Source organism: Baia soyae, from assembly GCF_004341445.1.
Classification (GTDB): domain Bacteria; phylum Bacillota; class Bacilli; order Thermoactinomycetales; family Thermoactinomycetaceae; genus Baia; species Baia soyae.
Window position 1 is genome coordinate 1 of record NZ_SLXV01000037.1, and the last position, 14,086, is coordinate 14,086.

Sequence of the window (14,086 nt, forward strand, 5' to 3'; positions counted from 1 at the left end):
ACAAGTTAGCCACCTCTTTTTTGGCGTTTGTATATCTGGCTTCCATTTTTAGACTGGCTCAGTGAGATAGAAAATAGTTTTAAGACACACCCTAGATTCCTGCTTTAAAAACAATCTATATTTGATCAGACCTGTCATTAACAAAGAAGTGACTAGCTAATTATTTTACCTTGATCATCTACACCAACTTAATTTGAGCAAACTTCCTCTTCCCAACCTGAATCACAAGCCCATCTTCCAACTGAATCCTCGCCTGCACATCTAGCAACTTGTCCTGATTCACACGTACACCGCCATTTTGAATCATCCGTCGCGCTTCTCCATTTGACGGACAAAGCTTCAACTGAGTCAACAAAGGTACAATCCAAGTACCTTCCGTCTCTAGATCAACCTGTGCTACTTCTACTACTGGAATATCATCCGGTAGGGCATTTTGCTGAAAGACGGTACGGAAGCGATCTTCTGCTTCTTTTGCCGCATTCTCCCCATGGTACATATCGACAAAGGTATAAGCGAGACGCATCTTCGCATCACGTGGATGAATCGAACCCGCCTCGATACCTGTTTTCAGATTCATTAATTCCTCATTCGGCAGATCCGTCGCCAGCTGGAAGTACTTGTACATCAATTCATCTGGAATCGACATCGACTTCCCGTACATATCACTTGGTTCATCGTCCACGCCAATGTAGTTGCCCAAGCTTTTACTCATCTTCTTCACGCCATCGAGACCTTCTAAAAGAGGCATCGTCAAAATGACTTGTTCCTCTTGGCCAAATTCTTTTTGCAGCTGACGTCCCATGAGCAAGTTAAATGTTTGGTCCGTACCACCTAGTTCCACATCTGATTGCAACGCAACCGAATCGTATCCTTGCATCAATGGGTAGAAGAATTCGTGAATACTAATCGCCTGACCACTTTGGTAACGTTTCGAGAAATCATCACGCTCTAACATCCGAGCAACGGTTACTTTTGCCGCTAAATTGGTTACATCCGCAAATGTCAACGGAGCTAGCCACTTACTATTAAAAGAAATCTCTGTCTTAGCTGGATCGAGTCTCTTAAATAATTGAGTGGTATACGTCTTCGCATTATGAAGTACTTCTTCTTCCGTCAATTGTTTTCGAGTCTCCGATTTCCCTGTTGGATCACCCACACGAGCCGTGAAATCCCCGATCACCAACTGAACCATATGGCCTAGATCCTGAAATTGCTTTAATTTATTAAACACAACGGTATGTCCGATATGAATATCTGGAGCAGTTGGATCGAGTCCTAATTTTACTTTTAGCGGCTTCTTTTGTTCAATCGAACGGCGTAACTTACGATGAAAGGCATCTGGTGGTAGGATCTCCACTGCCCCTCTCTCTAACATAGCTAACTGTCGTTCTAACTCTTGCTCAACCTCTGGCGTCATTGGCTTTTTTTCATCTTGATGCTTCAACATTCTCTCTCCTTTTCTGAGCAAATAAAAAAACTCCACTCCCTGTAAGGGACGAAGTTATTCCGCGGTACCACCCTTGTTGAAGATCCACTTTACCAAATGAATCTCCCACTCGATCATGATATCGGTTTGAAACCGTGCAGACCCGTGTCCACATAAGCTCCCAAGCGTAATTCACCAAAAAGGCTCGACTGGTTCGCACCTACCACCAGCTCTCTGAATTCGAAAAAACTTATTGGTTACTGTACTTGTTCGTCACTTTCAAATATATGGTATAATATTACCCGAAACCAAGGAGGCTATCAAGTACATGGAGAAACGGGTCGATAAATACAAGAATCCCCATTCAACCACCCAAAGAATACTAAGAAAATTCCTTTATATCGGAATGATCGTAGTCACGATTTGTCTTACGGGTGTGATGTTGGGAGTCGGTGTTGCAGCTGGCGTTGTTCAGTCGATCGTAAAAGACGAAAAAGTTCGATCGAAAAGTGATTTAGACAAGGATTTAAAGAAACTATTTGAAACGAGTTATGCTTATTTTCAGAATAAAGATAAAGATGGGAATCCCGTTCTCATCGGATCTCTACGTGCTGAAAATCAGGACCGTACCCTATTAAGCGATATCAAAGAGGTGAGTCCTAACTTAACCAATGCCTTTATTTCAATCGAAGATCGAGACTTCTACAAACATCAAGGCATTGTTCCACGTTCCATTATACGTGCTGCCTACCAATCTGCCACACACGCCTCTTCTCAAACGGGTGGCAGTACGATCACACAACAACTAGTCAAGAACCTCATTCTAAACGATCGATCCAAAGATTTAGAACGAAAATCAAAAGAAATCATTTTAGCTCTGCGCCTAGAACAAGTATACAACAAGGATGAAATTTTCCGTAACTATATGAATGTCGTCCATTTTGGTCCGGGTGCGCATGGCCAACAAATGTATGGAGTGAAATCAGCGGCAAATGGACTATTTAAAAAAGATGTAAAGGACCTAAATCCAGCCCAAGCAGCGTACATCGCTGGCATGGTCCAACGTCCCAATGCACTTAGTCCATTCTACAGCGATTCCGCCAATAAAGAAGATACAAAAGATGTAAATGAGGGGCTACAACGCGGATTAAAACGAATGAAACTGGTTCTCTCTAAGATGAAAGAATATGGGTATTTAAATGAAAAAGAGTACCAAGACGCCCTTGCTTTTAAGCTAGAAGAGTCCCTAGCCAAACCAGAACAATTTCAAAATGCCTACAGCAAATATCCCTTTATCATGTTTACGATTGAAGATGAAGCTGCCAGAACTCTAATGGAAAAAGACGGGCTAAACTTGGCGGAGTTGAACAAACAAGGAAAATATCGCTCTACACTGGAACAGTACAAAAAACTTGCCTCTACTAAAGGATATCGCTTCTACACGACTTTAAACGAGCAATTATACACTGAAATTAATAATGACGTTTTAAAAGGGATATCGCTTCGTTCCAGAGTGTATCCCAAATCAGGCAAAAAGTACGAAGAAGAGCTTGGCGCTTGTGTAATCGAAAATCAAACAGGAGCCGTCCTTGCATTTGTCCCAAGCACGCACAAGTTTGATAAGAACCAAAAAGATCACTGCTTCGATGTCCAAAATCAACCAGGTTCGGCCATCAAGCCAGTCCTTGATTATGGCCCTGCACTCGAACTGGGTCTTCTCTCCCCTCAAGCCAAAATTGTGGATGAAGTGATTAAAAAAGGCGGCGGTGGCGGCGATTATAAAAATGCGAACGAAAAGTTCCAAGGGCCTGTCACAGTTGAGCACGCTTTAAAATTCTCATTGAATACCCCTGCCATCAAAACATTTAGAGCCGTTGGACAGGAGCGAGCATTTAACTTTATCCGCCAGATGGGGCTAAATCCGCATCCCAATGATACAGAGTCCGCTGCCATCGGAGGAAATACATACGGATTTACTGTAGAGAAGATGACCGCATCATTTGCGACATTTGCCAATGGTGGAACCCATCATCCTCCGTATGTAATCAGTAAAATCGAAGATGCTGATGGAAATGTCATTTTTGAACATAAAAACAAACCAGTAGAAGTCTTCTCCCCCCAGACTTCCTACAAGATCACCAAGATGTTGCGTGGTGTGGTAAAAGGGGGTACCGCCTCCATCATCGGAAGAAAGATCAATGCCAAATATGATATAGCAGGTAAAACAGGAACCAGTAGTGACTATGACGATCTATGGTTTGTCGGATACACCCCTAAGATCAGTATCGGCGTATGGGCTGGTTATGATTACAACATGTCCATGACCAATAAGGACATGGCCAAAAATGCATGGGTCAATATCTTTAAAGCGATTGAACGAATCAATCCTCAATTGCTTGCAGGCAAATTTTCTATTCCTGGAAACTTAGGGTTTGAGATGGCAGTAGCCTCCTTTGATCGGGCCCGCTTCTCTGCATGGCAAGATGCGAAGAAAAAAGAAGAAGAAGAGAAAAAGAAAGAGGAGGAAGAAAAGGAAAAAGAAGAAGGCGAAATCACCATACCTGTTATTACGCCTCCGGGGAAACCACCAGGGCCAGGTAAGCCATCCGAGCCGGGCGATGTTCATCATCAAAACATCCCATTCCCTTTTGATTCACAAAGAGAACGGAAATTTCCTTAGTCATACAAATTCCACAGATTGCCATAAATCACTACCAAATGACCATATCTTGCACTAGGGACTTCTGATACAATACAGAAGTCCCTTTTTTATGCTCTATAACAAACGTAGTACCACGGAATTGTCACAAGAAAATCGCCCATGAAATGATATAATTTCTTACATTAGGAGGTAGCAAGATGGAAACAGAAAAACAACCTAAAAAAGGTAAACGCATACTAAAAAAGCTAGGTAAGACTACTTTTGTCATAGCTGTATCCCTATTAACCATATCCGTAGCAGCTGCTGGAGTAGGTTTAGGAGCAGTTCGAGCTTATACCAAAGACGAAAAAATTCGTACCAAAGCGGATTTTGAGGAAACGCTCGCTAATTTCAGCGCAGACTCTTATGTTTATTTCGGTGACAAAGATAAAACAGAAGTGGGAAAAATGCACCGCAAAGATTCACGTGAATTAATTAAAAGCTCAAAAGAGGTAAGCCCTCACTTATTAGACGCATTGTTTGCTACAGAAGATAGAGAGTTTTATCAACATAGCGGATTTGTTCCTAAAGCAATCCTACGTGCCACAATGGAAAGAGCAATGGGGAATGAAGACGGGAGTGGTGGTAGTACCCTCACACAACAATTAGTCAAACGGGAAATCCTAAAAAAATCCGAGAAATCATATGAGCGTAAGGCAAAAGAACTAATCGATGCAAACCGAATAGAAAAATACTACAGCAAAGAAGAAATTCTCGTAAGCTACTTAAACAGTGTATTCCTAGGTAATGGTGCTAACAGTAAACTTCTTTATGGTTTCAAGGTAGCAGCCTATGGGCTTTTTAAGAAAGAAGTAGATAAACTAACTCTTCCAGAAGCTGCTTATCTCGTAGGGATGGTACAGAGTCCAAATAGGTACAATCCCAATAATCCAGCCAAAGAAGCTGAGGAAACAATTAAATTAGGGACAAAGCGAATGAAGCAAGTCCTCGCAAACATGCTTACTGTAAAAAAGATCACCCAAAAAGAGTATGACGAAGCTATTAAGGTTGATATCTCCGAATCATTTGCTTCTGAGGACGACTTAAAGGAAGAAAGTGGACTTGAAAAATATCCTTATATCATGACTGCTGTTCAAAAAGAGGCTGTCGATCTTCTTAAGAAGATTGACGAGGAAAAAAACCCCGAACGCGGATGGAAAGATGATCAATATAACAGGTACGTAAACAGTGGCGGCTTAAAAATCTACACTACCATCGACAAGACAATGTACGATGCAATGGACACAGCTGCCTCTAAAATCAAATACAATAGCAAATCAGTCAAAGGCCGTAAAGGAAAGCTTATCGAGCAAATCGGAGCCGTTATGGTAAATCAAAAAAACGGTGAAGTCCTCTCCTTCGTGGGTGGTGCAGACTTTAAGAAAAACCAGAAGGACCATGCATTTACTGCCAAAAACCAACCTGGTTCATCAATGAAGCCTATCTTAGCTTATGGTCCAGCGCTAGATAAAGGAATTATCAGTCCAAGCTCTACTGTCGTCGATGAGCCCCTCAACAAGCCCGGCGGCGGAACCTACGATGGAAGTAAGGGACCTGTTAGTACAACAGAAGCTCTTGAGTGGTCTAGAAACGTACCTGCTGTCAAAATCTATCGTAGTGTCCTACGAAAACTCGGACAGGGCGGTCTATTTGATGGATATGTGAAGAAAATGGGCATCGATATTATCAAGCAAGATCGATCTGTAGATAGTTTGGTTCTAGGCGGAGCATCCATTGGGTACACCGTAGAAGAAATGACTGGCGCTTACTCCATGTTTGCCAACGATGGCGTATATAACGAAACACATATCATTCGTGAAATTCGTGATAAGGATAACAAAATCATCTATCAGTACAAACCAAATCCAGTAAAAGTATTTGACACGAATACAGCAAGGCAACTTACTTCTATGTTGCGTGGAGTTGTTACAACTGGTACCGCTAAATCTACCATTGGAGCAGGTACAGGTGGATATAATGTTGCAGGTAAAACAGGGACAACTACGAGCTACTTTGACCTCTGGTTCGTAGGCTATACACCCGAAGTGACAATGGGCGTATGGTCTGGTTATGACTACAACGCAATCGGAGATCAACATTTAGCCAAAGACGCATGGGTAAAATTGTTCAAAGCCGCTGCTACCGCTAGACCTGATTTGATCAAGAAAGGTTCGAGCTTCCCAAGTGGATCTTCAAGATATGTTCAATATGAATCAGGAACACCTGTTGAATCGGATGATTCTTCAGGAACACAGACGAATACAAACACCAATACAAACACAAACACCAATACAAATACCCAAAAGAAAGAAAAACAACCGCAACAACCAAGCCATAATAACAATCAACAGCCTCCACCAAACAAGGGACCGACACCTCCTCGTGGTAACCAAGGTAACCCAGATGACCCTGGCAAACAAACTGGCGGCGGCAACCCATTTGATAATGGAGACAACAACTAATTTTAATCCCGAGATTTGCTCTCGGGATTATTTTTTATCATTTTTTCATAGATTTCTCACCATTTCACTTTGCCCTGCTCTAGTAAATCGTTTAAAATTATAATAAGATATCCTGACAAATAAGCAGAAAAAGTTGAAGAAAGGTGAGAAGCTATGTCTACCCTACGTGAAGAAGTGCGCCTAGAAGAAGTAGTAGATGGAGACACCATTATTGTCCTATGGCGCGGACAGAAAGAAAAAGTACGACTTCTTCTCATTGATACTCCCGAAATGAATTATGCTCCGTTTGGAGCCACGCCGGAACCATTTGCAAGAGATGCCAAGAGCTATATCTATGACGAATTGATCTTCGCTAACAAACTTGAAATCGAATTAGACCACCCTTTACGAGATCAGCATGGACGAATTTTAGCTCACATCTGGATTAACACGGATCGTCTGTTAAATGAAGAACTCCTTCGCAAAGGATACGCTCGCTACGCTTATGACTTTGCACGTCACAAACACAAAGCACGCTATCGGAAAGCGGAGCAACTAGCAAAGACAGAAAAATTAAGAATTTGGTCCCAACCGAATTACGTCAAAAAGAGTGGTTTCCGCTCCGATAAGAGATTTAAAACACTTGCCGAGCACGTGCCCCAATCTAGGCACAAATATAACTAAGAATATAGACACAAATGAAAGAGGAAAGCGCTACTACGTAACAAGTAAGCGCTTTCCTCTTTCATTGTAAGAAACTATTTATTGATAGAAATTTATTGTGAATTCACATGTAAAGTGGATGCACAATAAATCGCTTACTCTTCCATGGTCGATAAATCACCCGTAGGCAACCCTAATTCTCGGGCTTTTAACACACGTCGCATGATTTTACCACTCCGTGTCTTCGGAAGTTTGTCGATAAACTCAATCTCACGTGGAGCGGCGTGGGCAGCCATGTGATCTTTTACAAACTGGCGAATCTCTTCTTTCAGCTCAGCAGATGCTTCATATCCCTGCCTTAGAGCAATAAAGGCTTTAATAATCTCTCCCCGTACTGCATCAGGTTTCCCGATTACTCCAGCTTCGGCTACGGCTGGATGCTCGACTAAAGCGCTCTCCACTTCAAAAGGACCTACTCGCTTCCCTGCCGTATTAATCACATCATCAATTCGGCCTTGGAACCAAAAGTAGCCGTCCTCATCTTGGTATGCTGTGTCTCCAGAGAGATACCATCCGGCAATTCGGAAGTACTCTTGATACTTCGCTTCATTTTTCCAGACCTGTCTCATCATCGAAGGCCAACCGGCTCGAATCGCTAAATGCCCCATCGAATACGGAGGAAGTTCATTTCCATTATCATCGATGATCGCAGCGTAGATTCCAGGAAAAGGACGCCCCATAGAGCCTGGTTTCACATCCATCTGTGGATAGTTAGCAATCATGGTTCCACCCGTTTCCGTCATCCACCAGTTATCATGAATTCGTTTCCCGTAGACCTTTAATCCCCAACGCACCACTTCCGGATTTAAAGGTTCTCCTACACTCAAAATATGTCGCACGGATGATAGATCATGCTTAGCGACCTCTTCGTCTCCCGCACTCATCAGCATTCGAAATGCGGTAGGTGCACTATACCAAACTGTTACTTTACACTTCTCAATCGTCTGATACCAATCTGTAGGGGTAAATCTGCCACCACGAACTACACTGGTAACCCCATGTAACCATGGTCCAAATATCCCATACGAAGTACCTGTTACCCATCCTGGATCAGCTGTGCACCAATACACATCATCTTCCTGTAAATCCACAACCCATTTTCCTGTTTGGTAGTGGAGGATCATCGCATTATGGACATGGACTACCCCTTTTGGCTTCCCAGTTGATCCCGATGTATAATGGATCAGCATCGGATCTTCTCGATCCACCCATTCGATCTCTAAATCCGTGGAAGCGGATGCCATCTCTTTTTCAAACGAGATTGTATTTGCGGTATTGGCATCATCGCCTACTAGGATGACATGTTTGAGATGTGGGAGTTCATCAAGAGGTACACGTGACAATAACGAAGGCGTGGTCACAAGTGCTACTGCTTCACTATCTTCCAAACGGTCTTTTACGGCTACTGTCATAAATGCTTCAAACAAAGGTCCGATAATCGAGCCTACTTTTAAAGCTCCTAAAAAGCTTATGTATAACTCAGGTGTTCGTGGCAAGAAGATGAAAACTCGGTCTCCTTTGCCAATTCCATATTTTCTAAGTATATTTCCAAATTGATTTGATTTTGTTTTTAAATCGCCAAACGTATACTTCTCATCTCTCGATTCATCACTGTACCAGAGAGCTGTTTTATGCCCTTTTCCTTCCATCACATGCCGATCAATCGCCTCATAGGCAGCATTCACTTTCCCCGTCTCGCTCCATGTAAACGCTTTCTCAACATCGACCCAAGAAAAATCTTTATACGCTGCCTCATAGTTTTCTAAATTATTTTCTTTTGTTTGAATCCCTACTGATTTTGAGTGATCTAGCATATGATTCTCCCCCTAAGAAATATAACAATTTTCTTTTATGTATGATTATAACATAGAATGTTTTACTCATTCATACCAAATCTAGTTTTATGTATAAGAAATCATTCTTTTGAAAACACAAAAAATCTGACCCTTTTATAGGTCAGATTCTCTCAATCATTTCGTTCAAATAAGCTTAGTGCTTCGCTTTCCGTTCAAAGGTATGGCAATCGGTTTCCTTCTGATCTTCCGCTTCTCTACCTGTATTGCTCACTACATAGATAGCATCGGCCTCACACTTGTCGCCAGATCCCCAATACGTACAGTTGTTTACCTCACAACGAACATCACGTGCCATGTAGAAAACCCCCTTTCATATTGTGACTTTATTTTGCTCTGAAAAAGGGATTTTAAACGCACAGAAACAGGGATCATTTGCTACGTATATGCATATTTTTACGCTATTTTATGCAAAAGGTAGCTCACCATCGTATAGGAATGATCTGCCGCTAAAATCGTAAACTCCTCAAAGTTCACATGGGCAGAATGGTCCGCTCGATCCGACATAGAGCGGATCACGACAAATGGAGTCTGGAGCATAAAGCAGACATGAGCAACTGCCGCTCCTTCCATCTCCACACAAGCGCCTTGTAGCTCCTCACGAAGCATATGTACCGCATCCACACTCGATATAAACTGATCTCCGGATAAAACCTTTCCTACCTTCACTTGGACCCCTTCCATCTCCTGCCCCGCTTCTTCTGCCCACCTTACTAAAGCTGGATCAGCTTGAAAGATCGAAGTTTCTTGAAATGGAATCTGACCCCGTGCAAAGCCCAGAGCCGTTACGTCTACATCGTGATATTGACACTCACTGGAGACTACGATATCCCCAATCTCTAAACCTGGATGGACAGCCCCTGCAACTCCGGTAAATAGGACCGATTTCACTTGAAAATGGCTAATTAATGTCGTTGCACAGATGGCGGCATTTACTTTCCCAACACCTGACTTGGTAATCACCACTTCACGACCTGCCATAACCCCTTCATAGTAGGAAAAACCATGTATATCATGTACTTGTTTCTCTGTTAAATCCTCTAAAAAGCGAGCGATCTCGCTATCCATTGCTCCTATGATTCCGATCTTCATCCGATTGGTTCCTCCTCTCTCTATTCTGGCCACTGCTTCAGATTCGTTGAGTTCCGTAATTCCAAACTAAAAGGTAACCAAACTTGCTCTGCTTCAATTTCTTCATGTAACATGTATTTGGTCAATAATCGCATCGATACGGCACCCACATCGTACATTGGATAACTTACCGTACTGAGCAACGGGCGTACTTGCGAAGCCAGAGGAATGTTATGGAAACCGATGACGGAAAACGCCTCTGGAACCTTTTTATCTGCATCTTGTAACGCATGCAATGCCCCCACTGCCATCTCATCGCTTGCACATGCCACTGCGGTCATCTCAGGCTCAGCTTTGAGCAATTCCTGCATCGCCTGATATCCGGATCGATACCCGTTATCCCCATAACGAACGATCGAATCATCGTATTCCATCCCTGTCTCACGAAGAGCTTGTTTATAACCTTCTAAGCGCGGCACTCCTTGTACCATATCTTCATTTGGATTAGAGATATAACCGACTTTCTTATGCCCTTCCGCTAGTAAAACCATTACCGCTTCCTTAGACGCCTCCTTCTGATCAATATGAACAAATGGAAGCTTTTTCTCTAGATCTTCTGTCGCCACCAACACAACCGGAACAGAGGATGCCGCGAAAATTTCTTGGTGAGCAGGCGTAATCGTTCCACCTAAAAATAATAATCCATCTACTTGCTTTTCCATTAATGTTTCAATCAGTCGAAGCTCTCGTTCTTGTCGTAAGTCTGAGTTACTCAAGATAATATTGTAATTATACATCGTCGCGATATCCTCAATTCCCCTTGCCACCTCTGCATAAAAGGCATTTGAGATGTCTGGGATCACGACTCCTACTGTAGTAGTCTTTTTACTGGCAAGACCACGCGCTACCGCATTTGGACGGTAACCTAGGTTCCGAATCACTTCTAATACCTTTTTACGTGTAGCTGGCTTTACATTGGGATTGCCATTTACAACCCGGGAAACAGTAGCCATCGATACATTGGCTTCTCGTGCAACATCATAAATAGTGATCGTTTCTTTTTTCTTCATGTTGTTTTCCCACATCCATTACCGTTATTCATTATTAGTATAGCAAAGATTATTCTTTCCATTGTACCAAAAAAGAACCAACCTAATTAGGTTAGTTCTGATTGCGTTCATTTTGTGCCATTAATTGCAGGATATAGGGAATCGTATCTCCCATCACACTGGTCCAAGCAACCGGTGTTCCTCTGTTAATCCACACGACTGGCTGGCGACTAGCGAGCGCACGGAAAAGTTTCTTCGTCGATACAAGCCGCGGCATCATATCTGGAAGGCTGGAGTTCTGTTTCTTCGCTTCTTGTATTAACTGCTCTGCATGAGCGTCAGAGGTAAAGAAATCCACGATTGGACTTTGATCTTGACCCGCAAGGATCACCATATTCCCATTATGGTCTGTAATCACCCAGATCCGGCGGCTATCTGCTAAAAGTCGGCATACTTCCCAACCGTTGGCAACACCTTGTCCAGACATCGTAGCCCGTTCTAGTTGTTCTAACTGAGCTTTTAATTCTGGCGGAATTGAAAGGTTTCCAGGAACAATATGCTCTTTAGCGGGATTCGGTGTGGGTGTTGGTTCTGGGATTGAAGCGAGTGGAGTTACGTCCATTTCATTTAATGATGAATGATTTTCAGCAGTAAGTGGTTCTTTCGGTTCTTTGTCCTTTACGATCGCTTCAGCTTGAGCCACTTCTACAGAAGGCTCTTCCACTCTATTTTCATCTGGAACCATATTACGAGCAGGGTTTAAATCAATCTCTTCTTTGCTATTTTGTGGCATATTCACATCTGCTGTAGTAGTAGTCGCAACCTCTTCAAACGGTGACACACTTTCGTCTGGCTTCACTTCTTGAGCTAGACCTGCGTCCTCATACTGCTCTACGATTGGATTGCTTACAGCGATAAATGGATGTTGAATCATTTCAGGTTCAACAAAACCTGACTTTGGCCCCTGTTGAATAGCTACTACTTGATTTTGCGTTAATAACATCTGCTCTGGTAGCCCCGAATGAAACAGAGGCGCTGGTGCACCTAATTTCTCCACACGCGCAAAAATATCTTCCCATGGAGCCAGTCTCACTTCTCCACCCTGTTGTGCACTTACATGACGAGCATCTTTTTCTGTCACGTAGATGACCACGGTAAATTTACCTGGTTCATAAGGTGCTAATAATAATTCGTTTCCTCTCGAAGGGAGCCATGCACCGGTCGAGTGAGATAATCTATGTACCGCATATGCACTAATGAGCGCCATCAGACGTCCTTTGTCTATATATAACCTGGAAGGCAACCCTGGATTAAATAAAATACCTTCTGCATCCGAACGAAATGCCTTTAGCAAAAAGGGTAAAGCCGGCTCTTCTTGAATCACCAGATATTCCGGATTCGTCGCTCTTACATATCGCGCAACATCCACATCCGTAAACGCAATCACACTTTTTCCATTTGGGTGATTACTCTTTGCTAATAAAGGCTTTCTACCCGCTTCTGAATTTTGATATACAACAGTTAGTCTTGGTACATTCTGCGTAAAAAAATCATACAGACGCTCCGGACTAATCTGATTTTGACTAGCAAGTTCTAAGCATTCCCTTGCATTCATAGGGAACTCCTCCCATCAACTTCTCTATATTTTATCATCATAACAAACTTTTTCGTAGAAAAGCGAACAGATTCGAATCTGTTCGCTTTTCTGTAATGATTTTATCTAGTTCCCAGCAATTCTGGAAGAAAACGTGATTCGCGTAACTGGGTCATAAATTGCTCAAACGTTGGTAAATCAATCTGTTGGCGTGAGTCCGATAAAGCAACGCTTGGGTTGGGATGAGTCTCTACCATCACTGCATCCGCCCCTGCTGCAAAAGCCGCTTTCGCAAGTGGCAGAAGCAGGTCCTTACGTCCAGCTGAATGCGTTACATCCACCATAACCGGCAGGTGGCTCTCTTGTTTTATTAACGGAACTGCAGAGATATCGAGCGTATTCCTCGTCCATTTCTCATATGTGCGAATCCCGCGCTCACACAGAACCACTTGATCATTTCCACTTGAGACAATATACTCAGCGGCAAACAAGAACTCCTCCATTGTGGCCGCGAGTCCTCGTTTTAAGAGAACCGGAGTAGAAGCAGAACCTACAGCTCGAAGTAGATCGAAATTCTGCATATTTCGAGCCCCTACTTGAATAACATCCACGTATCGAGTAGCCATTTCTACATCAGCTGGGCTCATAATTTCACTAATTACTTTTAGTCCAAAATGATCTGCCACACGCCGTAAAATTTGGAGACCTTCCAGCCCTAAACCTTGGAAATCATAAGGAGATGTACGCGGTTTAAAGGCTCCACCACGAATCATCTTTACTCCCTGTCTGGCCATTACCTCAGCCACTTGGAATACTTGTTCCTCCGACTCCACCGAACAAGGACCAGCCACAATCTTAGGTATCCCGTCACCAATTTGAACCGTTCCTAGATCGATTACGGTATCCTTCGACTTCCTCTTTCGACTAACGAGTAAGCCTTTATTATGATTATCTTCAATTAGCGTTAGGGACGCTTGAAAAATCTGTTTAAAGAGATGTTGAATCGTCTGATCGTCAAAAGGACCGTTGTTATGAGTAACAATTTTATGCAACATATCGGTTTCACGCTCAGGATCAAACTTTTTTGTCCCTTGCTTCTGTTTCATCTCACCGATCTCTTGTACGTACCTGGCACGCTCATTTAGAAGTTCTAAAATCTGTAAGTTGATTTGATCTAATTGCACTCGAATTTCATCTACTCTCCCACTCAACTCTGCTTCCTCCCCTC

General features: G+C 42.8%; 10 protein-coding genes and 1 other annotated feature. Of the genes, 3 read left to right on the plus strand and 7 right to left on the minus strand.

All coding sequences use genetic code 11. The features are described from left to right. Positions 1 to 178: 178 nt before the first annotated feature. Positions 179 to 1,447 (minus strand): tyrosine--tRNA ligase, encoded by a 1,269-nt coding sequence (tyrS, locus tag EDD57_RS10995; RefSeq protein ID WP_131849494.1) that lies wholly within the window; start codon positions 1,445 to 1,447, stop codon positions 179 to 181. Positions 1,448 to 1,488: 41 nt separating this feature from the next. Continuing rightward, positions 1,489 to 1,709, minus strand: a binding site (T-box leader). A 45-nt stretch (positions 1,710 to 1,754) separates the two neighbouring features. Here tyrS and EDD57_RS11000 point away from each other — a divergent pair. From EDD57_RS11000 to EDD57_RS11010, 3 genes are all read left to right on the plus strand, one after another. Continuing rightward, positions 1,755 to 4,106: a transglycosylase domain-containing protein gene (locus tag EDD57_RS11000; RefSeq protein ID WP_131849495.1), complete on the plus strand. Its 2,352-nt coding sequence runs from the start codon at positions 1,755 to 1,757 to the stop codon at positions 4,104 to 4,106. 179 nt (positions 4,107 to 4,285) lie between these two features. After that, positions 4,286 to 6,589 (plus strand): transglycosylase domain-containing protein, encoded by a 2,304-nt coding sequence (locus tag EDD57_RS11005; protein ID WP_131849496.1) that lies wholly within the window; start codon positions 4,286 to 4,288, stop codon positions 6,587 to 6,589. A gap of 153 nt (positions 6,590 to 6,742) precedes the next feature. Continuing rightward, positions 6,743 to 7,252 (plus strand): thermonuclease family protein, encoded by a 510-nt coding sequence (locus tag EDD57_RS11010; RefSeq protein WP_131849497.1) that lies wholly within the window; start codon positions 6,743 to 6,745, stop codon positions 7,250 to 7,252. Positions 7,253 to 7,386: 134 nt separating this feature from the next. On the opposite strand, the gene acsA is transcribed toward EDD57_RS11010, so the two are convergent. The 6 genes from acsA to EDD57_RS11040 all read right to left on the minus strand — a co-directional run bounded on the left by acsA (position 7,387) and on the right by EDD57_RS11040 (position 14,069). Then, on the minus strand, positions 7,387 to 9,105 hold the full coding sequence (gene acsA / locus EDD57_RS11015; RefSeq protein WP_131849498.1) for an acetate--CoA ligase: 1,719 nt from the start codon (positions 9,103 to 9,105) through the stop codon (positions 7,387 to 7,389). Between the two features lie 175 nt (positions 9,106 to 9,280). Further along, on the minus strand, positions 9,281 to 9,442 hold the full coding sequence (locus EDD57_RS11020; protein WP_131849499.1) for a DUF1540 domain-containing protein: 162 nt from the start codon (positions 9,440 to 9,442) through the stop codon (positions 9,281 to 9,283). A 98-nt stretch (positions 9,443 to 9,540) separates the two neighbouring features. Further along, positions 9,541 to 10,236 carry a 5'-methylthioadenosine/adenosylhomocysteine nucleosidase gene (locus EDD57_RS11025; protein ID WP_131849500.1) on the minus strand — a complete coding sequence of 232 codons (696 nt, stop codon included), beginning with the start codon at positions 10,234 to 10,236 and terminating at the stop codon, positions 9,541 to 9,543. Between the two features lie 20 nt (positions 10,237 to 10,256). After that, positions 10,257 to 11,285, minus strand: coding sequence for a catabolite control protein A (ccpA, locus tag EDD57_RS11030; protein ID WP_131849501.1), 1,029 nt, complete (start codon positions 11,283 to 11,285; stop codon positions 10,257 to 10,259). A 91-nt stretch (positions 11,286 to 11,376) separates the two neighbouring features. Continuing rightward, the gene (locus EDD57_RS11035; RefSeq protein WP_131849502.1) at positions 11,377 to 12,879 is read right to left on the minus strand and encodes a hypothetical protein; all 1,503 of its coding nucleotides are present in this window, start codon (positions 12,877 to 12,879) and stop codon (positions 11,377 to 11,379) included. A gap of 101 nt (positions 12,880 to 12,980) precedes the next feature. Next, positions 12,981 to 14,069: a bifunctional 3-deoxy-7-phosphoheptulonate synthase/chorismate mutase gene (locus EDD57_RS11040; protein ID WP_131849503.1), complete on the minus strand. Its 1,089-nt coding sequence runs from the start codon at positions 14,067 to 14,069 to the stop codon at positions 12,981 to 12,983. Positions 14,070 to 14,086 lie beyond the last annotated feature (17 nt).